The sequence below is a fragment of the Streptomyces sp. NPDC045470 genome (assembly GCF_040646595.1).
Taxonomy (GTDB): Bacteria; Actinomycetota; Actinomycetes; order Streptomycetales; family Streptomycetaceae; genus Streptomyces.
The window spans coordinates 58,571-78,042 of sequence record NZ_JBEZAN010000007.1 but is presented as its reverse complement, the minus strand read 5'-3'; the positions used below and the strand labels follow the sequence as shown (position 1 = coordinate 78,042).

The following is a 19,472-nucleotide window of genomic DNA, read 5'->3' as shown; positions in this document are numbered from 1 at the left end:
AAAGGCATGGGCGCGCGGCGGACCGCGGGGCTCACGTGCGCGGCGCCCCCTGCCCGGAGGACTCCCGGTCGCGTACGGAGATCTCGGCGACGGTGGTCAGGAGGCTGCGCCGGAACGTGGCCACGAACCCCTCCGTCGTGTCGGTGTCCCGGGGACGGCTCAGGTACGGCTTGAGCTTGCGCTCCACCTCACGCACCCCGGGCTGGCCCGCCATGTGCCGGGCGACGGCGTCGAGGTCGCCGGTGTACTCGATGACGCGGACCAGGGTGTCGTCGCGCAGGAAGACGGCGGTGGCCAGGATGGTGCCGGCCGCGCGGCCCTGCGCGTCGGTGACGCTACTGCCGCGTACCCGCGTGAAGTTCCCGAAGATCTCGGTCAGTTCCTTCTCGTGACCGGGCTTGACGTCGTACGTGATCGCTGCGAAGGGCATGGGGCGGCTCCTGGTGGCTCGGACGGGCTCCCAGTGCATCCGAGCCGGCTCGCGGGCAGCTCAAGGGGCCGTACAGCAGCGGCGGGCGGGCTGGACACGTCCTTGAGCGGCCCTCCAGACGCCGGTGCGACGGTCCCGACCGACGCTGTCCGTGGCACATTCCGGGAGGTACGCCGTGCACCGCACCCTGATCGTCGCCCGCCTCAAGCCCGACAAGACCGAGGACATCGCCCGGATCTTCGGCGAGTCCGACGCCACCGACCTGCCGCACCTGGTCGGCGTCTCGCGTCGCACCCTCTTCCGGTTCCACGGGCTCTACTTCCACCTCGTCGAGGCCGACCAGGACATCACGCCCAACCTGTACCGGGCCCGCAGCCACCCGCTCTACGAGGACATCAACACGCGGCTGGCCGAGTGCGTCGAGCCCTACGACCCGGACTGGAAGGAGCCCAAGGACGCGATGGCCGACCCCTTCTACATCTGGACGAAGGACGAGGGGCGGGTCAGGTGACCCCCGGACGCCACCGGACCTGCCCCACCGCCCCCGCCGGGAGGAAACACCCATGACCACCGCCATCACCCGGACCGTCAAGGTCTCAGCGGGCGAGGTCGCGCCCAACACCAAGCGCGGCGGCGACCTCCGCGTCACCCTCAGCCCCCGCACCGTCGGCTGCACCTCGGGCTTCGGCGGCGTGCTGACCCTGGAACCCGGTGACTTCGTCACCGAGCACTACCACCCGTACTCCGAGGAGTTCCTGCACGTCGTCGAGGGCCGCCTGACGATGACGCTGGACGGCGAACCGATCGGGCTCACCGCCGGCGACTCGCTGCTGGTGCCCATCGGGGTACGGCACCGGCTGGTCAACACCGGCCAGAGCCCGGCGCGGTGCGCCTTCCATCTGTCGCCGCTGGCGCCACGGCCGGAGCTCGGGCACGTGGACACCGAGGAGGCCCAATGCCCCGAGGAGGCCAACCCGGACGTGAGCGGGGCGTCGTGAGACGACGGGCCGTCATCACCGGTATCGGCGCCGTGGTGCCGGGCGGGGTGGGCCGGGAGGCGTTCTGGGACCTGCTGTCCGAAGGGCGCACCGCCACCCGCCGCATCACCCTGTTCGACCCGGCCGCCTTCCGCTCGCAGGTCGCCGCCGAGGTCGACTTCGACCCGGCCGCCGCGGGCCTGGAACCGCGCCAGGTGCGCCGGATGGACCGCGCCGCCCAGTTCGCCGTGGTCTCCGCCCGCGAGGCGGTCCAGGACAGCGGACTGGACTTCGCGGCGCTGCCGCCCGAGCGGCTCGCGGTGAGCATCGGCAGCGCGGTGGGCTGCACCATGGGGCTGGAGGAGGAGTACGTCGTGCTCAGCGACCGCGGCCGGAAGTGGCTGGTCGACCACGAGTACGGCGTACCGCACCTCTACGGCTACATGGTGCCCAGCACTCTGGCCGCCGAGGTCGCCTGGGAGGTCGGTGCCGAGGGGCCGGTCGCCCTGGTCTCGACCGGCTGCACCTCCGGGCTGGACTCCGTGGCGCACGCGGTCCAGTTGATCGAGGAGGGCAGCGCGGACGTGGCGGTGGCCGGCGCCACCGACGCCCCGCTGTCCCCCATCACCTCGGCGTGCTTCGACGCGATCAAGGCGACGACACCGAACAACGCCGACCCCGAGCACGCCTCCCGCCCCTTCGACCGGGACCGGGACGGCTTCGTGCTCGCCGAGGGGGCGGCCGTACTGGTACTGGAGGAGCGGACGGCCGCCGAGCGGCGGGGCGCCCGCATCTACGGTGAGATCGCCGGCTTCGCGAGCCGCAGCAACGCCTATCACATGACCGGACTCAAGCCCGACGGGCGAGAGATGGCGGAGGCCATCACGGTCGCCCTGGAGCAGGCCCGGCTCGACCCCGGCGCCGTGGACTACGTCAACGCGCACGGGTCGGGCACCAAGCAGAACGACCGGCACGAGACGGCGGCGTTCAAGCGCAGCCTGGGGGCGCACGCCCACGACATCCCGGTGAGTTCCATCAAGTCCATGGTGGGCCATTCGCTGGGTGCGATCGGCTCGATCGAGGTGGCCGCCTGTGCGCTCGCCCTCGAACGGCAGGTCGTACCGCCTACGGCCAACCTGCATCACGCGGACCCGCAGTGCGACTTGGACTACGTGCCGCTCACCGCGCGCAAGCACGCGATGGACGTGGTGCTGAGCGTCGGCAGCGGCTTCGGCGGTTTCCAGACCGCGCTGCTGCTGGCGCGTCCGGGCACCGCGGCCGCCGCGGCCGGAAGGACCGACATATGACCGTCACCCGACCCGCCCGGGCCCCGGTGATCACCGGTATCGGCGTCGTCGCCCCGACGGGCCTCGGCGTCAAGGACCACTGGGCGGCGACCCTGGCCGGCACATCGGCGATCGGCCGGACCACCCGCTTCGACGTGTCCGGTTACCCCGTACGCCTGGCCGGCCAGGTACCGGCCTTCGACGCGCGGTCCGCCGTACGGCCCGGCCGGCTGATCTCCCAGACCGACCACTGGACGCACCTGGCGCTCGCCGCCGCCGAGGAAGCGCTCGGGGACGCGGGCGTCGACCCGGCCATGCTGCCCGAGTACGAGATGGCCGTGGTGACCTCCTCGTCCTCGGGCGGCACGGAGTTCGGGCAGCGGGAGATGACGGCGCTCTACCGGCACGACCCGTCCTGGGTCGGCGCCTACCAGTCGATCGCCTGGTTCTACGCGGCCACCACCGGCCAGCTCTCCATCCGTCACGGGATGCGCGGTCCCTGCGGCGTCCTCGCCTGCGAACAGGCCGGCGGCCTCGACGCCATCGCCCAGGCCCGGCGGCTGACCGGCCGGGGCGCTCGGCTGGTGCTCACCGGCGGCACGGACGCCTCGCTGTGCCCGTACGGCCTGACCGCGCAGCTCTCCACCGGGAAGCTGTCCACGGTCACCGATCCGGAGCGGGCCTACCTGCCGTTCGACGCCGAGGCGTGCGGCTACGTGCCCGGCGAGGGCGGCGCCGTCCTGGTCCTGGAGAGCGCCGAGGCCGCCGAGGCGCGCGGGGCGGCCGGGACGGAGTACGGGCGGGTGCTCGGCCACGCCGCCGGATTCGACCCGCCGGCCGGCTCGGGACGTCCCCGGGCGCTGCGCCGGGTCGTCGAGCAGGCCCTGCGCGCCGCCCGGCTCACCCCGCGCGACATCGACGTGGTGTTCGCCGACGCGGCCGGGGTGCCCGCCGACGACCGCGCCGAGGCCGGGGCCGTCGCCGACGTCTTCGGGCCGTCGGCGGTACCGGTCACGGCGCCCAAGACGCTGACCGGCCGGCTCTACGGCGGCGGCGCGCCGCTCGACGTGGCGACAGCTCTACTGGCGCTGCGCGACGGGGTCGTCCCGCCCACCGTCGGCACCCGGCGCCCCGCCCCGGGACTGGAGATAGACCTGGTGACCGGAGCGCCACGGGAAGCGCCGCTGCGGCGGGCCCTGGTCCTGGCGCGCGGTCACGGGGGGTTCACCTCGGCCCTGGTACTGGGCCGCTGACCAGCACGACGACGTGAGGAGCACGCACCATGAGCGGACACACCGACAACGAGATCGTCATCGACGCCCCTATGGACCTGGTGTGGCGGATGACCAACGACGTGCCCCGGTGGCCCGGACTGTTCAGCGAGTACGCTGCCGCCGAGGTGCTGGAGCGGGACGGCGACACCGTGCTGTTCCGCCTGACGATGCACCCGGACGAGAACGGCCAGGTCTGGAGCTGGGTGTCCCGGCGGACGTCGGACGCCGCGAGCCGGACCGTGCGGGCCGAGCGGGTGGAGACCGGCCCGTTCGCGTACATGAAGATCTACTGGGAGTACGTCCAGGAGCCCGGCGGCGTGCGGATGCGCTGGGTGCAGGACTTCCACATGAAGGACGCGGCCCCGGTCACCGACGAGCAGATGACCGAACGCCTCAACCGCAACACCACGGTGCAGATGGCCCTGATCAAGGAGAAGGTCGAGGCCGCCGCGCGCGCCCTCGTCCGCTGAGGGGCCCCACGTGCTGGCCCTCTTCGCTCCGCTGACGTTGCTGCTCAACGGGCTGGCGGCCGGCGTGCTGTTCGGCACCCAGCTCGGCGGTTTCCCCTATCTGGCCTCCCTGCCCGTCGACCGGTACGTGCACGCCCACGCGTTCTTCGGCACCCGTTACGACCCGGCGATGCCGCTCTGTCTCGTCGGCACGGTCGGCTGCGACACGGCGCTGGCGTTCCTGGCACCGGAGCCTGCCGCGCGGGCGGCGTTCGCGGTGGCCGCCGTGCTGGCCGTGGCGACGGCCGTCATCTCGGTCGCGCGCAACGCCCCGGTCAACCGGTGGATGCGCACCCTGGACCCGGACCGCCTGCCGGCCGACTTCGCCGACCCGCGCCGCAGTTGGGGGGCCTGGAACCGCCGGCGCAGCCTGCTCGCCATCGCCGCCCTCCTGGCGAACTGCGCCGGTCTGGGCGTGCTCCTCTGACCCCCGCCCGTCCCCCACCCCCTACGCCCTTCACCCTCTCCGCTTCGTCCCGTCCCGTCCCCTACGGAGGAATCATGGAACTCGCACTGCGCGGAAAGAAAGCGCTGGTCACCGGCGGCACCCGGGGCATCGGCCGGGGCATCGTCCTCGCCCTGGCCCGGGCCGGCGTCGACGTCGTCACCTGCTACCGCTCCGACAGCGACTTCGTCGGCTCCCTGGAGGCCGAGCTGAAGGCGATCGGCGGCGACCACCACGTCGTACGGGCCGACCTGACCCGGCCGTCCGACGTGGCCGAGCTGCTGCGACAGGCCGAGGAGCGGTACGGCACCCTCGACCTGCTCGTCAACAACGCCGGCGCCATCAGCCACGTCCCCTACGCCGACCTGCCGCTGGAGGAGTGGGAACGCATCCTCCGCACCAACATCACCGGCACCCACCTCGTCGTCCAGCACGCGCTGCCGCTGCTCGGCGAGGGCTCCTCCGTCGTCAGCATCGGCTCCCGGGCCGTCGACGCGGGCGTACCGCTGCGCGCCCACTACACCGCCACCAAGGCCGCCGTCGTGGGGCTGAACCGCTCGCTGGCGCGGGAGTTCGGGCCCAAGGGCATCCGGTTCAACGTGGTCGCCTGCGGGGTCATCGAGACCGAGAACTTCCACGCGCTGCCCGAGGAGCAGCGCACCCTCATGACCCAGCGCTACGGCGGGAAGACCGCCCTGGGCCGGCTCGGCAAACCCGAGGAGGTCGCGGGCGCGGTGCTCTGGCTCGCCAGCGACCTGTCCCGCTACGTGACCGGCAACGTCATCGGTGTCGACGGGGGGATCTCCTGATGACCTTCCGTGTGATGCTCCGGATGGAGATCGAGCCGGGCCGCGAGGGCGACTTCGAGCGGGTGTGGCGCGAGGGCAGCGACGCGGTGACCGGGCATCCGGCCAATCTCGGCCAGTCGCTCGCCCGGGCCACCACCGAGGACGGCACCTACTACATCGTCAGCGACTGGCTGGACGAGGCGCGGTTCCGGGAGTTCGAGGACAGCCCCGCGCATCTGGAGCACCGGGCCAAGCTCCACCCGTTCCGCCGCAGCGGATCCTTCCACCCCATGGAGATGGTGGAGCACGTCGAGGGCCGGGCGGTGGCGGGCCGTGCCCGGTGAGGCTCGGGTCATCGTCTACCAGGCCGCGTACGACGAGGCGCAGCTCGACGCGGTCCGGGCCGCCTATCACCGGGTCAGCGAGCGGATGGCGAAGGTGCCGGGGCTGCTGGGCAACGAGCTGCTGCGCGATCCAACGGACCCCACCGCGCTCGCGGTGATGAGCCGCTGGGAGTCCATGGCCGCCTTCCTGGAGTGGGAGAAGGGCGCGGACCACCGCCAGGACACCGCTCCGCTGCGCCCGTTCCGCGACACCAGGACCGCCGCCCCGTTCGCCGTGTACGAGGTCGACGCCGCGTACTGAGGTACGCGCGCGCCGCCGTGTCGAAGGAGAGGAGTGCACATGGACCACCGGCAACTGGCGTTCATCGGCCTCGGTGCCATGGGCGGCGGGATGGCGTACCGGCTGCTGGAGAGCGGGTACGGGCTGACCGTGTACAACCGGACGGCCGGCAAGGCCGAACCGCTGCTGCGGGCCGGGGCGCGGGGTGCCGGCTCCCCCGGGGCCGCCGCCGCGGGGCAGCGGGTCGTCCTGCTGAGTCTCAGTGACGAACAGGCCGTCGAGGAGGTGCTGTTCGGCCGGGTCGTACCGGTCCTGGAGCCCGGGGCGCTCGTCGTCGACACCTCGACCGTCTCGCCCGGCTTCGCCCGGGAGGCGGCCGGGAGGCTGGCGGACCAGGGCCTGCGGCGCGTCGAGGCGTGCGTGGTGGGCAATCCGCCGCAGGCCCGCCGGGGCGAGCTGCGGGTCTTCGTGTCCGGGGCCGAGGCGGACCTGGCCGAGGTGCGGCCGGTGCTGGACACGCTCGGCTCCCAGGTGGTGCACCTCGGGGCGCCGGGCACCGCGACCAGTCTCAAGATCGTGCTCAATCTGCTGCTCGGCGCCCAGGTCGCGTCGATGGCCGAGGCGGTCTCCTACGGGGTCGCGGCCGGCCTGGACCGGGAGCGGGTCATCTCCACCATCGCGGAGTCCGGGTTCAGTTCCCTGGTCATGCGGTTCCGCGCGGACCTGATGCTGCGCGGCTCGTACGAGCCGGCGTTCTTCCGCGCCGACCTGATGGAGAAGGACATCGGGATCGCCACCCGGGCCGCCAGCGAGAGCGGGCTCGGGCTGCCGGTGCTGGACGCCGTGCGGGAGCGGTTCGCGTCCGTGGTCGCCGCGGGCGACGGCGCCAAGGACGCCTCCGTCATCGTCGACCATTCCGCGTAGCCGGCCCGCCGTGTACGGCCCGGTGTCTCCCCCTGCGGAGGCCGCCGGGCCGTACGCGGCGGGCCGTTTCCGGCCCCTCTCTCCCGGCTGAGCGGGTCCACATCGTCACGAAGGGACAACGTAAAGTCATGCGCGTACTGTTCACGTCCTGGGCCTGGCCCTCGCACCTGTACGCCCTCGTGCCGCTGGCCTCGGCCTTCCGGGCCGCCGGGCACGAGGTGCTGGTCGCCGGGCCGCCCGCGCTGAAGCCGGAGACGGACCGCACCGGGCTGCCGGGCGCGGTGGTCGGTACGGACACCGACGCGGCCGGCCTGGTGCGGGGCTACGTACTGCCGTCCGCGGCCGTCGGCCCGTCGGCCCCGCCCTCCGGCGGAGAGCCCCTGCCGGGCAACAACGCTCCGCGCGCCCTGCGGATGGTCGCGGCACTCGCCGCGTCGATGACCGACGACCTGGTGGAGCTGGCCCGCGACTGGCGCGCGGACCTGGTGGTGTACGAACCGACCGCGCTGGCCGGCCCGGTCGCCGCCGCGGCGGCCGGGGTGCCCGCGGTCCGGGTGCTGTACGGCACGGACCTGCTGGCGCGCGCCCGCGCGCTGCTGCCGCAGACGGTGGCGCCGTTCCTGGAGCGGTACGGCATCGAGGACTTCGACGCACTCGGCACGCTGACCGTCGACCCGTGCCCGGACGCCCTCCAACTCCCCGTGACGTACCGGCGGATGGCAGTGCGGTACGTGCCGTACAACGGGTGTGGCGAGGTCCCCCGGCCGCCGCTGCCGGACACGCCGCCGGGGGTGCGCCGGGCACTGGTGACCTGGGGGCACACCATGGCACGTCTCGACGGCCGGCTCTTCCTCGGCGGCCAGGCGGCCGCGGCGCTGGCGGGCCCTGGTGTCGAGGTGGTGCTCGCGGTGTCGGCCCGGCAGCGGGACCTGCTCGGCCCGGAGCTGCTCGACGGGTCGGCGGGGGTACGCGTGGTGACGGACGTACCCCTGCACGCGCTGGTGCCCTCGGCGGACCTGGTGGTGGCCCACGGCGGGGCCGGCACGGTGCTCACCTCGTTGCGGGCGGGCGTGCCGCTGCTTCTGGTCCCGCAGTTGCCGGACCACAAGGGCCACGCCGGGCGGGTGACGGCCGTAGGGGCGGGCCGGGCGCTCACCCGTGACGAGGCCACCGCCGAACGCCTTCGCGCGGAGGCGTACGAGCTGCTGGACGACGATGCGGCGCCGGCCGCCGCGCGCCGCATGAGCGCCGCCATGCTCGCCCACCCGACGCCGGCGCAGGTCGCGGCGGAACTGTCAGGCATGCTGCCGGTACGCGCGGCGGGGAGCCGCTGAGGGGCACCCGGGCGCCGGGAGCCCACTGCGCCCCGGCGGCGCCGCACACGACGAGGGCCGCCCACCGGTTCGACGGTGGGCGGCCCTCGCGCCGGCTCACAGCACGGCTTCTGCCAGGGACTCCAGGTGCCGCGGGTCGGCGGAGCACGGCATCAGGATCAGTTCGTCGCAGCCGAGGTCCGCGTAGCTCTGGGCGAGGTCCACCAGTTCCTGCCGGTCGGTGACGGCCATGGAGGCGATGCGCTGAGCGAAGGGGCCCGCGAAGGCGTAGTAGTCGCCGAGGTACGCCTGGGCCAGCTCGCGCGCGCCGGGGCCGAGCGCCGCGTAGGCGAGCGACACCAACCGCGGCCGGCCGGCGCGGCCCTCCGCCTTCCACGCCTCGCGGGCCCGTGCGACCAGGTCGCCGTACGCCGACGCGGAGCTGCCGCCGCAGAACCAGCCGTCGCCGAGGCGGGCGGCGCGCCGCATCGCCGCCGGCGAGTGGCCGCCGACCAGCAGCTGCGGCTGCCCGGTGCTCAGTTCGGGGCCGATACCGGACACCTCGCCCTTGCCCTGCCAGATGTCGCGCAACTCGGCGAGCTGGGCGTCCAGCCGGCGTCCGCGGTCGTGGTAGGTGGCGTCCACGGCCTGGAAGTCGTCCTCGCGGCCGCCCGCGGCGACGCCCAGCACCAGCCGGCTGCCGGACAGCGCCGAGACGGTGGCCGCCTGCTTGGCCAGCAGCGCCGTCTGGGTGCGGTAGGGGGCGATGAGGATGCCGGTCGTCAGACGTACGCGTTCGGTCACCGCGGCCGCGGCGGCCAGGGCCGTCAGCGGTTCGTAGTTGTCGTAGACGAGCCGGTCGATCACGCCGAGACTGGCGAATCCGGCGTCCTCGGCCCGGCGGGCCCAGGAGGCCAGTGCGGGGCCGTCCTTGTCCGGGACCGTCGTCGGCAGGCCCAACCCGAATTCCATACCTGATCAGCTCCTTGTGTGTGCGGTGGGGCACGGTGTGCCGGGCGGGGGCGGGGTGTCGGCGCAGTCCGCCGTCCGCGGAGACCACGGGCCCCGGCGTACCGGCCGCGGGCCCGGCCGGGTCCGGTGGAGCCCGGGCGTGCGGCCACCTTGCAGGCGTCGTCTCAAAGGCGCGTCCAGTTCCGGTGGACGGACTTTCCAGGGATTTCCGAGCCGTCGTCCGCACAGTGGGCCGACACACCGTGCGAGAGGAGCGTGCCAATGGGCCGGAACGGAATGCGGGTCCTGGTGATCGGAGGGGGCGTCGGCGGTCTGTGCCTCGCGCAGGGCCTGCGCGGCGCCGGGGTGGACGTCACGGTCTTCGAACGGGACGGCGGCCCGGACGAACGGCGCCAGGGGTACCGGCTGCGGATCAGCCCGGAGGGCGAGGCGTCGCTGCGCGCCTGCCTGCCGCCGCCGTTGCGCGAACTGCTCGTGGCCACCGCGCACCGGCGTGGCGAGAACGGCCTCGACGCGTACGACGAACACCTCGCCCCCCAGTGGACGCCCAGCTTCGACGATCCGCGGGGCGAGCGGCCCGACAAGATCGACGCGGTGGACCGGGACGTGCTCCGCCGGATCCTGCTGGCCGGGCTGGAGCCGGTGGTCCGGTACGGCAGGACCTTCACGCGCTGCGAACGGCTGCCGGGCGGCGGGGTGCGGGCCCATTTCGCCGACGGCAGCAGCGCCGAGGGGGACGTCCTGGTGGCGGCGGACGGGGCCAACTCGCAGGTGCGGGCGCAGTTCCGGCCCGACCGCCGGCCCGCCGACCTGGGCGTACGGACGGTGTTCTCGCGCATCACACGCGCGGACGCGGTGCGCGCGGGGCTGCCGGAGTCGCTGCGGGACCGTTTCAGCTATGTGATCGGCACGGACGGCAGCCATCTCGGGCTGATGCCGATGTCGTTCCGGGACGGGGTACGCGGGACGGCGGCCCGGCTGTACCCGGGGCTTACGCTGCCGGACACCGGGGACTACTACATGGCGGTGCTGAACGTGCACCGGGCGGACCTGGGGATGCCGGACGCGGAGTTCTTCGCCCTGGACGGGCCCGGCCTGTGCCGCTTCGCGGCCGCCCGGACCGCGGCCTGGCACCCGGGGCTGCGCGGCGTCTTCCGGCACGCCCGGCCGGAGCTCACCTTCGGCGTGGCCCTGCGGGCGCACACGCCCGTGGTGCCCTGGGAGGCCGGCCCGGTCGTCCCGCTGGGGGACGCGGTGCACACGATGCCGCCTTCGGGCGGGGTCGGTGCCAACACCGCGGTACGGGACGCCGCGGCGCTGACCGAGGCGCTGACCGCGGTGGACCGGGGCGAGCGCGGCCTCGCGGACGCGGTGGCGGCCTATCAGAAGGCCATGGTGGAGTACGCGACCGAGGGCGTGGAGATGTCGCTGCGCATCGCGCGCTGGTCGATCAAGAAGGTGGACGTCGACGGGTGAACGACGGGGAGGTGACGCGAGGGCCCGGGGCCGGTCGCCCGGCCCTGGGCCCTCCCGTGCGAGAGGCCGCGTGCGGGAGCCCTGGCCCGTAGGCCACCGCCCCGGCCGCGGCGGTGCGCCGTCGGTTCGCCAGGCTGCCCCGGCCGGGGGAAAGTCCGGGGCAGCCTGGTGGGCCGACGGCGCGGGTCAGCGTCCGCCGGCGGTGTGGACGACCTCGCCGTTGACGTTGCCGTTGCCGTCCGAGCCCAGGAACACGATGAGGCGCGCGACCTCCTCCGCGGTGGTCAGCCGCCCGCTGGGGGTCTCCTTGGCGCTCTTCTCGATGACCGCCGGGTCCACGCCGGCGAGCTGTTCAGTGATCGTGCCGCCGGGGGCCACCACGTTGACGAGGATGCCGTCGTGGTTCCACATCAGGCCGCGGGCGAAGCCGTGCAGCGCCGACTTGGCGGCGCTGTAGATCTCGGAGCCCGGCATCCCCGCGGTCGCGGTGACCGAGGAGAGCAGCACGACCCGCCCCCAGCCACGCTCGCGCATGCCGCGCAGCGCCTGCCGGACGGTGAGGATGTGCCCCTCGACGTTGGCACGCATCTTGCCGAACCACTCGTCGGTCGGCAGGTCCTCCAGTGGCGGCTGCTGGTCGGGGTCGACCCACACCCACGTCTGGGCGTTGGCGACGACCACGTCGATGCCGCCCCAGCGGTCCTCGGCGGCCCGGACGCCGGCGGTCACGGACCCCGGGTCGCCGAGGTCCAGGCGGACGGCGTGGGCGCGCTCGGCGCCGCCCAGCTCCTCCACCACGGCCTTCGCGGCGGCTTCGCCGGTGTGATACGTGACGATCACCCGGGCGCCCTCGGCGGCGAAGGCCTTCGCGGCGGCCCTGCCGATGCCGCGCGTCGCGCCGGTCACCAGCACCCGCTTGTCCTGCAAGCCCAGATCCATCGTTCGCCTCTCTGCCTGAATACGGTCGTGCCGACGTGGTGCGCTGCCATGGCTGTACAGCGGGAGCCAGGCGCGCATGGTCGCCCATCGGACATGACGCCTCGTCATGCGCCGCGCCGCGCAGCCCGGTTCGAGAACTCGCGGGCACCCCGGCCCAGTTAGCTTGGCGGACGAGTAGCTAGATTGTCAAGAGATTGTGCACAGGGGCGCGGGGCGGCCCGTGGCACCGTTCGGCGCCGGGCCCGCCCGCTCAGAGCCAGGCCGTGCTGACGTGCTCGTCCCGGATCACGTACGCCTCCCGGTCCAGTACGGAGTTGAGGATCGTGGCGGCCCGTACCGCCAGCAAACTGAGGTTGGGGTCGGCGATGCCGTGCCCGGTCCGGCTGCGGTTCTGCACGTAGAGCCGGTTGTGCTCGGCGTACTTCCACCGCACCGAGTAGTCGGCCTCCAGCACGGGCTGGCCCGCCTCGTCCAGCTCCATCAGCGCGAGCAGTTCGGGGGCGAGCGGCAGGTCCGCCGCCTCCCGGCCGGTGGCGATCACCACCAGGGGCGCCGCGTGCCGTTCCCGGCCGCCCCAGTCCCGTTCGCACCACAGGACGAGCTGGCCGTCCCGTTCGCAGGCCCGCACCACGTCGCGCCCGGGCAGCAGCATGACCGGGTAGCGCCCCTCGCGCAGGTACATCTCGTAGTTGAGCTGGTAGATCTGCTGGATCGTGCTCAGGGAGATGCCGTCGCTGGTGAGCTGCTGCTCGGCCACGTACCGCTGCCGTACCTCCGCAGGCAGGCCGTGGAAGAATCGCAGGTACGTGGGCCGAAAGAAGTCGTTGGCCGAGGGCGAGTCGTCCATCGGCGCGAACCAGTTGCGCCGACCGATCCACCGGATGTCCCGGAAGCCGTGCTGGATCAGTTCCAGCACCGACTCGGCGCCGGTCTGCCCGCCGCCGACGACCACGGCCGGCTGGTACGGCAGTACGGCGGCGCCGCGCAGCCGGGCGTGCAGCCGCTCGGCCAGGACGAGCCCGTCGGCGGCGAGGCCCTCGAAGCAGGCCGGGACGCGTGGGCGGGTGCCCAGGCCGAGGACGACGTGGTCCGCGGTGGCCACCGGGCCGCCCGGGCCGTGCAGCACGAACCGCCCGGCGGCCCCGGTCCCGGTGTGGCCGATGCGCTCCACAGGGCTGCCGTACCGGACCGTGCCCAGTTCACCGGCCGCCCAGGCGAGGTAGCGGGCGAACTCCAGCCGAGGGATCTCCGCGTACTGGGCGTTGATGAAGGAGTACATGCGACCGCCGGCCACCAGGTAGTTCAGGAACGACAGCCGGTTGGTCGGGTCGACCAGGGTCACCAGGTCCTTGAGCCAGGACGTCTGCAGGCGGGTGCCCTCGCTGAGCTGGCCGGGGTGCCAGGCCGCCGAGGAACGCCGTTCGTAGAGCCGGACCCCGCCGGGGACCTCCCGCTCGCCGAGCGCGGCGAGACTCAGGTTGGCCGGGCCGGCCCCTATGCCGGCCACCGTGTGATGGGGCAGCCGGGTGCCGGACCGGTTCCCTGGCACTGCGACGGGCTGCTGGCGCTGCTCGCTCATCATTCTCCTCCCGGCCACGGGTGCGCAGGTTTCCGACGGGCCGTCGTCGGTACGGTCCAGGGTCCGCAGCGCGGATCGGGCGGCGGTCGAGAGCGGGCGGAGCGCGGGGCGGGGGCGAGGACAGAACCGCCCCCGCCCACGCCCCCCGCGCCCACCGGGCCACGCCGTCTGGCGCGCTCAGGCACCCTTGCGGCAGATCACCAGGGTGTCGTAGTCGCTCAGCGGAGTGACCTCGGTGCTCACGAACCCGGCCTGTTCCGCGACCGCCGTGATCTCGGAGGCCTGGTACTCCTCACCGCCGTCGGTGACCAGCAGCATGTCCAGGCTGATGACGAGGTTCTCGATGTGGGCCGGCTCGTCCTCCAGCATCCGGTCGTAGATCAGCAGGGTGCCGCCCGGGTTGACCGCCTCGTACGCCTTGCCGACCAGGTAGGCCCGTTGCTCCCGGTCCCAGTCGTGCAGGACGTGGCCGAGCAGGACGACGTCCGCGTGCGGGAGCGGGTCCTCGAAGAAGCTGCCGCCGGTGAACGCGACCCGGCCGGTGAGGCCGTGCTCGGCCACCTTCTCGTCGAACAGCGGCGCCATCGCGGGCAGGTCGAAGACGTGCCCGGCCAGATGCGGGTGCGCCTTGACGATCAGGGAGCACAGGTTGCCGCGGGCGCCGCCCACGTCGAGCACCGAACCGTGGCCGGACCAGTCGTACTTCTGCGCCAGCTCCGGCCCCACCACGTTCGTCAGCCCGTCCATCATGCCGACGAACTGCCGCAGGATCGTCGGATTCCGGGTCACCTGCCCGAAGTCGCTGCCGGACTGCTGCTTCCCGGTGCGCAGCCCTTCCGCGAGCCGGCCCCAGGCCGGGTAGAGGTTGCGGTTGGAGCGCTCCAGGAACCCGCCGACGTACCCCGGCGCGCCGTGGACAAGGCAGGCGTCCGAGCCCGGCGCGTTGCGGTACCGGCCGTCGGCGCGCTCCAGCACGCCCAGCGCGGTCAGCAGGTCGAGGAAGTCGGAGAGCCCCCGGCCGTGCAGGCCGAGCGCGGTACGGATCTCCTCCTGCGTCGAGGGTCCCCTCTCGTGGAGCGTGCTGAACAGCCGCAGCTCGACGGCGGTCAGCAGCGCCTTGGCGTCGCAGAACATGTTGCCCAGCCGGATGATTCCGGCCGGGGTGGTGACATCGGGCAGGGTGTGCGTCATGCGCGAGGCTCCTTCTTCCGGCACCGACCGTGGCCTGGTGCCACACGGTCGGCGGGACCTTCGCAGCCGCGGGTCGAACACCCCTTGAGAATCCGCCGGGCGTACGGAAGGCCGTCCTCCAGCACCACTTGAGGGCTCGCCAGTACTCCTCGAAGGGCGCCCCGCGGCCGGACGGCCGGCGGGCTCCCGGTTGTCGGCAGGGCCCGGAAGCGGTCCTGGTCCGGCCCAGTCCACGCAGAGGGGACATGCATGTCTGACCTGAGAATTCCGGTGCTCATCGTCGGTGGGGGCCCGGTCGGGCTCGCCACCGCGCTGTTCTGCGGCCGGCACGGGCTGCGGACGATGGTGCTGGAGAAGCGCGACGACACCTCCACGCTGCCCCGCGCCCCGGGCCTGCAGGCACGCACCATGGAACTGTTCCGGGCGGCCGGGCTGGGGCCGGACATCCGGGCCCTGGAGATGGGCGACTCCCACCCGTACTTCGAGGGCGGCATCATCAAGGTGCGCACCTTCGCGGAGATCGACGACGCGGAGGTGCTGGAGGTGCCGTCCCTGGACGGCCCCACGGTCAGCCCCGAGCGGGTGATGGGCTGCGGCCAGGACCGCTACGAGAAGGTGCTGGTCACCAAGGCCCGGGAGCACGGCGCCGACGTGCGCTTCGGCTGCAGGCTGATCTCCTTCGAGCAGGACGCCGAGGGGGTGACCGCCGTCGTCGGCGAGAACGCGACCGGCGAGGAGTTCACCGTACGGGCGGACTACCTGGTGGGGGCGGACGGCGCGAGCAGCCGTACCCGTGAGGCCCTCGGAGTGCGGCGCGAGGGACGCGGCACCGTGTTCAACGCGCTCAGTGTCTACTTCCGCGCCCCGGAACTGGAACGCCTGCTGAAGGACCGCAAGTTCATCCTGTGCTACGCCTCCGCGGGAGGCGGGCTGATGGGCCTGTCCCGGCTGCACGGCTGCGACCCGTGGCTGGCCGCGCCGCTGTACTTCCCCGAGAAGGGCGAGTCGCCGGACGACTTCACCGACGAGCGGTGCGTGGAGATCGTACGGCAGGCGGCAGGCCGGGACATCGACGTGGAGATCATGGACAAGGTGCCCTGGCGCGGGGCGCAACTCGTCTCGGAGACGTTCCGGGCGGGACGGGTCTTCCTGGCGGGCGACGCCGCGCACGTCCACCCGCCGGCCGGCGGGTTCGGCGCCAACACCGGTATCCACGACGCCCACAACCTGGCCTGGAAGCTGGCCGCGGTGCTCAAGGGCTGGGGCACCGACGCGCTGCTGGACACCTATGACGCCGAGCGGCGCCCGCTGGGCATCGCGATGTCCGAACAGGCACTGGTGCGCAACCGGATCCGGCACGGGTACGCCACCGAGGCGGACCGGGCCGGCTTCGTGGACGACGTGATCATCACCCTGGGCTACCGCTACCGCTCCGCCTCCGTCCTGGCCGCCGACCCGGACGCCCGGGTCCTCAGCCCCGAACTCCGGCTCACCGGCGAGCCCGGCACCCGGGCCCCGCACGTGCGGCTGCGGCGCGGTACCGAGGAGATCTCCACGATCGACCTGTTCTGGGACTCGTACGTGCTGCTCACCGGCCCCGGGGGCGAGGCATGGGCCCGGGCCGCCGAACCGGTCGCCAGGAAACTCGGCGTCCCGCTGCGCACCTGGTCCGTCGGCGACCGGGCGGAGCTGAGGCCGGTCGACCGCGACTGGGCCGAGGCGTACGGGGTGGGGCCGGGCGGCGCCGTCCTGGTCCGACCGGACGCCTTCGTCTCCTGGCGCGCCGAGCGCGTGCCAGGAGACCCGCAGGAAGTGCTGGCCGACGCGCTGTCCCGGGCCGCCTGCCAGGACTGAGCAGGCCCCGGCCGTTCGCGGAGGACGGAACGGCCGGGACGGAGTACCGACCGGCCGTACGCCGCCTCCTGACCGGCCACAGCGCCGTCCCCGGTCCGCCGGGGGCGGCGCTGTCCTTCGCGCGCGGCGCGGCGGCCTACGAAGGCCGGTCGCCCCGCGAGCCGTCTCCGATCCGTTTTCGAGCCCTTGCCCCCACGCTCACCCGCATGGAGCGCGACACCACCGACCGGCACCCGCCGGTACGGACCGAACTCGCCCGGGTCGTACGGGACACCGCCCGGCGCCTGACCGACCACCCCTTCTACCGGGGGCTGGCCGACGGAACCCTGCCGGAAGCCGCACTGGCGCACTTCCTCCAGCAGGACCACTGGCACGTCCTGCCCGCCTACGCCGCCGCCCACGCCCGCTGTGCCGCGGTGGCCGCCGGCCACCCCCACGCCCTGCTGTTCAGCCGGTTGGGCACCGGCACCGCCGAGGACGCCGAACGGCGTCGGGAGCGAGTACGGTGGTGGGGCGAGGACCTCCGGCTGCCGCTCGCGGACGGCACTCCCGCGCTGCTGCCCACCACGCTCGGTTACACGTCCTTCCTGGGCGCCGCCCCGGCCCGTTCACTGGCCGCCGGGACCGGCGCCGTCCTGCCCGCCGCCTGGCTGTTCCTGCTCGTCACCGACGAGCTGCTGACCCGGTGCGTACCGGGCTCCCGCTACGCCACGGTGATCGAGGAGTGGCACCCCGGCGACACCTACCGCGAGCTGGTGGACGTGTTCCTGGGCGCCGTGGCGGAGATCGCCGCGGACAGCGCGCCGGCCGGCCGCCGCGAACTCGTCACCTCCGCACGGCACGCCGCCTACTTCGAGTGGGCCCACGTGGACGCGGCCTGGCGGCAGGAGGCCTGGCCGTTCTGACCCGTCGCACCGGCAGCGCACCGGCGGCCGGCGCCATCCCGAGATCCGACCGACGACACAGTCGACAGTGAGGAGAGCTCCACATGTGCGGCATTACCGGTTGGGTGGACTACGCCCATGATCTCCGTCGCGAGAAGGCGACGGTCGAGGCCATGAACAACACACTCGGCCTCCGGGGCCCCGACGCCCGCGGTGTGTGGGTCGGCCCGCACGCGGGGCTGGGCCACACCCGCAACTCGATCATCGACCTGGCCGGCGGCATCCAGCCGATGGCCGCCGAGGAGGACGGCCGGACCCTCGCCGTCCTCACGTACAGCGGTGAGGTCTACAACTTCAAGCAGCTCCGCTCGGAGCTGGAGTCGCGCGGCCACCGGTTCCGCACCCGGTCCGACACCGAGGTGGTGCTGCGCTCGTACCTGGAGTGGGGCGCGGGCTGCGCGGAACGCCTGGAGGGCATGTTCGCCTTCGGGGTGTGGGACCTGCGCACCGAGGAACTGCTGCTGGTCCGCGACCGGCTGGGCATCAAGCCGCTGTTCTACAGCGTCCGGCCGGACGGCGTGCTCTTCGGCTCGGAGCCCAAGGCCCTGCTGGCGCATCCCGACATCGAGCCGGTGGTCGGCGTACCGGAACTTCAGGAGCTGTTCTCCACCGCCAAGACCCCGGGCCAGGCCGTCTTCCGCGACATGCGGGAGCTGCTGCCGGGCCACACCATGACGGTCAGCCGCTCCGGCGTCCGCGAGCGCCGCTACTGGGCCCTGGAGGCCCGCCCGCACACGGACGACCTCGACGCGACGGTGGGGCACATCCGCTCCCTGCTGGAGGAGATCGTCACCCGCGAGCTGGTGGCCGATGTCCCGCTGTGCACCACGCTGTCCGGCGGCATCGACTCCAGCGTGGTCACCTCCCTGGCCGCCAAGGCCCGCGAGGAGGCGGGCGACGAGGCGGTGCGCACCATCACCGCCACCTTCGTCGGCTACAGCGAGAACTTCCGCCCGGACGACCAGCGCGACACCCCGGACGCCCCGTACGCCGCCGAACTGGCCCGGCACGTCGGCGCCGACCACACCGACATCGTGCTCGGCACCGCCGACCTCATCAGCACCCGGGCCCGCGAGGCGGCGGTGCTGGCGCAGGACATGCCGACGATGCTCGGCGACATGGACACCTCGTTGTACCTGATGCTGCGCGCCACCCGCGAGCACTCGACGGTGGCCCTGACCGGCGAGACCGCCGACGAGATCTTCGGCGGTTTCAAGTGGCTGCACGACAGCGAACTGGTGGCGGCCGACAATTTCCCGTGGGTCGAGGCGGAGAAGCGCCAGGAAGGCAGCCGCGGCGGCGGTCTGGGGCGCGGTCTGTTCGGCCGCGGGCTGCTGGACAAGCTGGACATGCCCGGCTACTACGCGGACGCCTTCGCGCAGACGCGTGCCCTGACCCCCCACCAGGAGAACGAGGACCCGCACGAGCACCGGATGCGGGAGCTGTGCTTCTCCCACCTCAACCGCTGGCTGCCGATGCTGCTGGACCGCGGTGACCGGCTGGCCATGGCCTCCAGCCTGGAGACCCGGGTGCCGTTCTGCGACCACCGGCTCGTGGAGTACGTCTACAACACGCCCTGGTCGTTCAAGACCTTCGACGGCCGGGAGAAGAGCCTGCTGCGTGCCGCCGCCGGCGGGGGCCTGGTGCCCAAGTCGGTGCTGGAGCGCCCGAAGAGCCCGTACCCGGTGACCCAGGACCCCGCGTACACGCGCGCGCTGCACGACGCGATGGCCGCGGTCCTGGCCGACTCCAACTCGCCGGTGCTGCCGCTGCTGGACGTCGACGCGGCACACGCGGCGGTGGCGGACCAGTCCCCCACCGCCCACGAGTGGCACAGCCGGTCCAACCTGGAGATGGCCCTCGGGTTCGACTTCTGGCTGCGGCACTACGGCATCACGCTCGACCTGTAACCGCCGCGGTACGCCGTCGGGCCGGCCGGAGTTTCTC

Annotated in this window: 20 protein-coding genes; 15 read left to right on the top strand and 5 right to left on the bottom strand. The window is 73.3% G+C overall.

Going from position 1 to position 19,472, the window contains the following annotated elements:
* Positions 1-31 precede the first annotated feature (31 nt).
* Positions 32-430 (bottom strand): SchA/CurD-like domain-containing protein, encoded by a 399-nt coding sequence (locus AB0A97_RS21440; protein ID WP_361152191.1) that lies wholly within the window; start codon positions 428-430, stop codon positions 32-34.
* Positions 431-605: 175 nt separating this feature from the next.
* Here AB0A97_RS21440 and AB0A97_RS21435 point away from each other — a divergent pair, with 175 nt between their 5' ends.
* The 11 genes from AB0A97_RS21435 to AB0A97_RS21385 all read left to right on the top strand — a co-directional run bounded on the left by AB0A97_RS21435 (position 606) and on the right by AB0A97_RS21385 (position 8,591).
* Positions 606-941 carry a TcmI family type II polyketide cyclase gene (locus AB0A97_RS21435; RefSeq protein ID WP_361152188.1) on the top strand — a complete coding sequence of 112 codons (336 nt, stop codon included), beginning with the start codon at positions 606-608 and terminating at the stop codon, positions 939-941.
* A gap of 52 nt (positions 942-993) precedes the next feature.
* Complete coding sequence (locus AB0A97_RS21430) at positions 994-1,428, top strand: cupin domain-containing protein (protein WP_361152185.1); 435 nt, start codon at positions 994-996, stop codon at positions 1,426-1,428.
* Positions 1,386-2,714, top strand: coding sequence for a beta-ketoacyl-[acyl-carrier-protein] synthase family protein (locus AB0A97_RS21425; RefSeq protein ID WP_361152182.1), 1,329 nt, complete (start codon positions 1,386-1,388; stop codon positions 2,712-2,714). The genes AB0A97_RS21430 and AB0A97_RS21425 overlap by 43 nt, the downstream gene beginning before the upstream one ends.
* Positions 2,711-3,946 (top strand): ketosynthase chain-length factor, encoded by a 1,236-nt coding sequence (locus AB0A97_RS21420; protein ID WP_361152179.1) that lies wholly within the window; start codon positions 2,711-2,713, stop codon positions 3,944-3,946. Before AB0A97_RS21425 ends, AB0A97_RS21420 begins: the two co-directional genes overlap by 4 nt.
* A 29-nt stretch (positions 3,947-3,975) precedes the next feature.
* Complete coding sequence (locus tag AB0A97_RS21415) at positions 3,976-4,437, top strand: SRPBCC family protein (protein WP_361152176.1); 462 nt, start codon at positions 3,976-3,978, stop codon at positions 4,435-4,437.
* A 10-nt stretch (positions 4,438-4,447) separates the two neighbouring features.
* Positions 4,448-4,903, top strand: coding sequence for an anthrone oxygenase family protein (locus AB0A97_RS21410; protein ID WP_361152173.1), 456 nt, complete (start codon positions 4,448-4,450; stop codon positions 4,901-4,903).
* A gap of 74 nt (positions 4,904-4,977) precedes the next feature.
* Complete coding sequence (locus AB0A97_RS21405; protein ID WP_361152170.1) at positions 4,978-5,730, top strand: SDR family NAD(P)-dependent oxidoreductase; 753 nt, start codon at positions 4,978-4,980, stop codon at positions 5,728-5,730.
* Positions 5,730-6,053, top strand: coding sequence for an antibiotic biosynthesis monooxygenase family protein (locus tag AB0A97_RS21400; RefSeq protein WP_361152167.1), 324 nt, complete (start codon positions 5,730-5,732; stop codon positions 6,051-6,053). The genes AB0A97_RS21405 and AB0A97_RS21400 overlap by 1 nt, the downstream gene beginning before the upstream one ends.
* Positions 6,043-6,354 (top strand): antibiotic biosynthesis monooxygenase family protein, encoded by a 312-nt coding sequence (locus tag AB0A97_RS21395; RefSeq protein ID WP_361152164.1) that lies wholly within the window; start codon positions 6,043-6,045, stop codon positions 6,352-6,354. The genes AB0A97_RS21400 and AB0A97_RS21395 overlap by 11 nt, the downstream gene beginning before the upstream one ends.
* Positions 6,355-6,393: 39 nt before the next feature.
* Complete coding sequence (locus AB0A97_RS21390; protein ID WP_361152161.1) at positions 6,394-7,257, top strand: NAD(P)-dependent oxidoreductase; 864 nt, start codon at positions 6,394-6,396, stop codon at positions 7,255-7,257.
* Positions 7,258-7,385: 128 nt separating this feature from the next.
* Positions 7,386-8,591, top strand: a complete 1,206-nt coding sequence (locus AB0A97_RS21385; RefSeq protein WP_361152158.1) for a nucleotide disphospho-sugar-binding domain-containing protein — start codon at positions 7,386-7,388, stop codon at positions 8,589-8,591.
* A 96-nt stretch (positions 8,592-8,687) separates the two neighbouring features.
* Here AB0A97_RS21385 and AB0A97_RS21380 read toward each other — a convergent pair whose 3' ends face one another.
* The gene (locus tag AB0A97_RS21380; protein WP_361152156.1) at positions 8,688-9,542 is read right to left on the bottom strand and encodes an LLM class flavin-dependent oxidoreductase; all 855 of its coding nucleotides are present in this window, start codon (positions 9,540-9,542) and stop codon (positions 8,688-8,690) included.
* A 261-nt stretch (positions 9,543-9,803) separates the two neighbouring features.
* Between AB0A97_RS21380 and AB0A97_RS21375 the strand changes: the two genes are divergently transcribed.
* Positions 9,804-11,018 carry an FAD-dependent monooxygenase gene (locus AB0A97_RS21375; protein WP_361152154.1) on the top strand — a complete coding sequence of 405 codons (1,215 nt, stop codon included), beginning with the start codon at positions 9,804-9,806 and terminating at the stop codon, positions 11,016-11,018.
* Between the two features lie 186 nt (positions 11,019-11,204).
* On the opposite strand, the gene AB0A97_RS21370 is transcribed toward AB0A97_RS21375, so the two are convergent.
* The 3 genes from AB0A97_RS21370 to AB0A97_RS21360 all read right to left on the bottom strand — a co-directional run bounded on the left by AB0A97_RS21370 (position 11,205) and on the right by AB0A97_RS21360 (position 14,727).
* A complete protein-coding gene (locus AB0A97_RS21370) occupies positions 11,205-11,957 on the bottom strand; it encodes an SDR family NAD(P)-dependent oxidoreductase (RefSeq protein ID WP_361152151.1) in 753 nt (250 codons plus the stop codon).
* Positions 11,958-12,207: 250 nt separating this feature from the next.
* On the bottom strand, positions 12,208-13,536 hold the full coding sequence (locus tag AB0A97_RS21365) for a SidA/IucD/PvdA family monooxygenase (RefSeq protein ID WP_361152149.1): 1,329 nt from the start codon (positions 13,534-13,536) through the stop codon (positions 12,208-12,210).
* A gap of 177 nt (positions 13,537-13,713) precedes the next feature.
* The gene (locus AB0A97_RS21360; protein ID WP_361152146.1) at positions 13,714-14,727 is read right to left on the bottom strand and encodes a methyltransferase; all 1,014 of its coding nucleotides are present in this window, start codon (positions 14,725-14,727) and stop codon (positions 13,714-13,716) included.
* A gap of 249 nt (positions 14,728-14,976) precedes the next feature.
* Between AB0A97_RS21360 and AB0A97_RS21355 the strand changes: the two genes are divergently transcribed.
* The 3 genes from AB0A97_RS21355 (at position 14,977) to asnB (ending at position 19,435) form a co-directional block, all read left to right on the top strand.
* Entirely contained in the window at positions 14,977-16,581 is a 1,605-nt protein-coding gene (locus tag AB0A97_RS21355) for an FAD-dependent monooxygenase (protein ID WP_361152143.1), read from the top strand.
* A gap of 206 nt (positions 16,582-16,787) precedes the next feature.
* On the top strand, positions 16,788-17,486 hold the full coding sequence (locus tag AB0A97_RS21350; protein ID WP_361152141.1) for a TenA family transcriptional regulator: 699 nt from the start codon (positions 16,788-16,790) through the stop codon (positions 17,484-17,486).
* An 83-nt stretch (positions 17,487-17,569) separates the two neighbouring features.
* On the top strand, positions 17,570-19,435 hold the full coding sequence (gene asnB / locus AB0A97_RS21345) for an asparagine synthase (glutamine-hydrolyzing) (protein ID WP_361152138.1): 1,866 nt from the start codon (positions 17,570-17,572) through the stop codon (positions 19,433-19,435).
* Positions 19,436-19,472 lie beyond the last annotated feature (37 nt).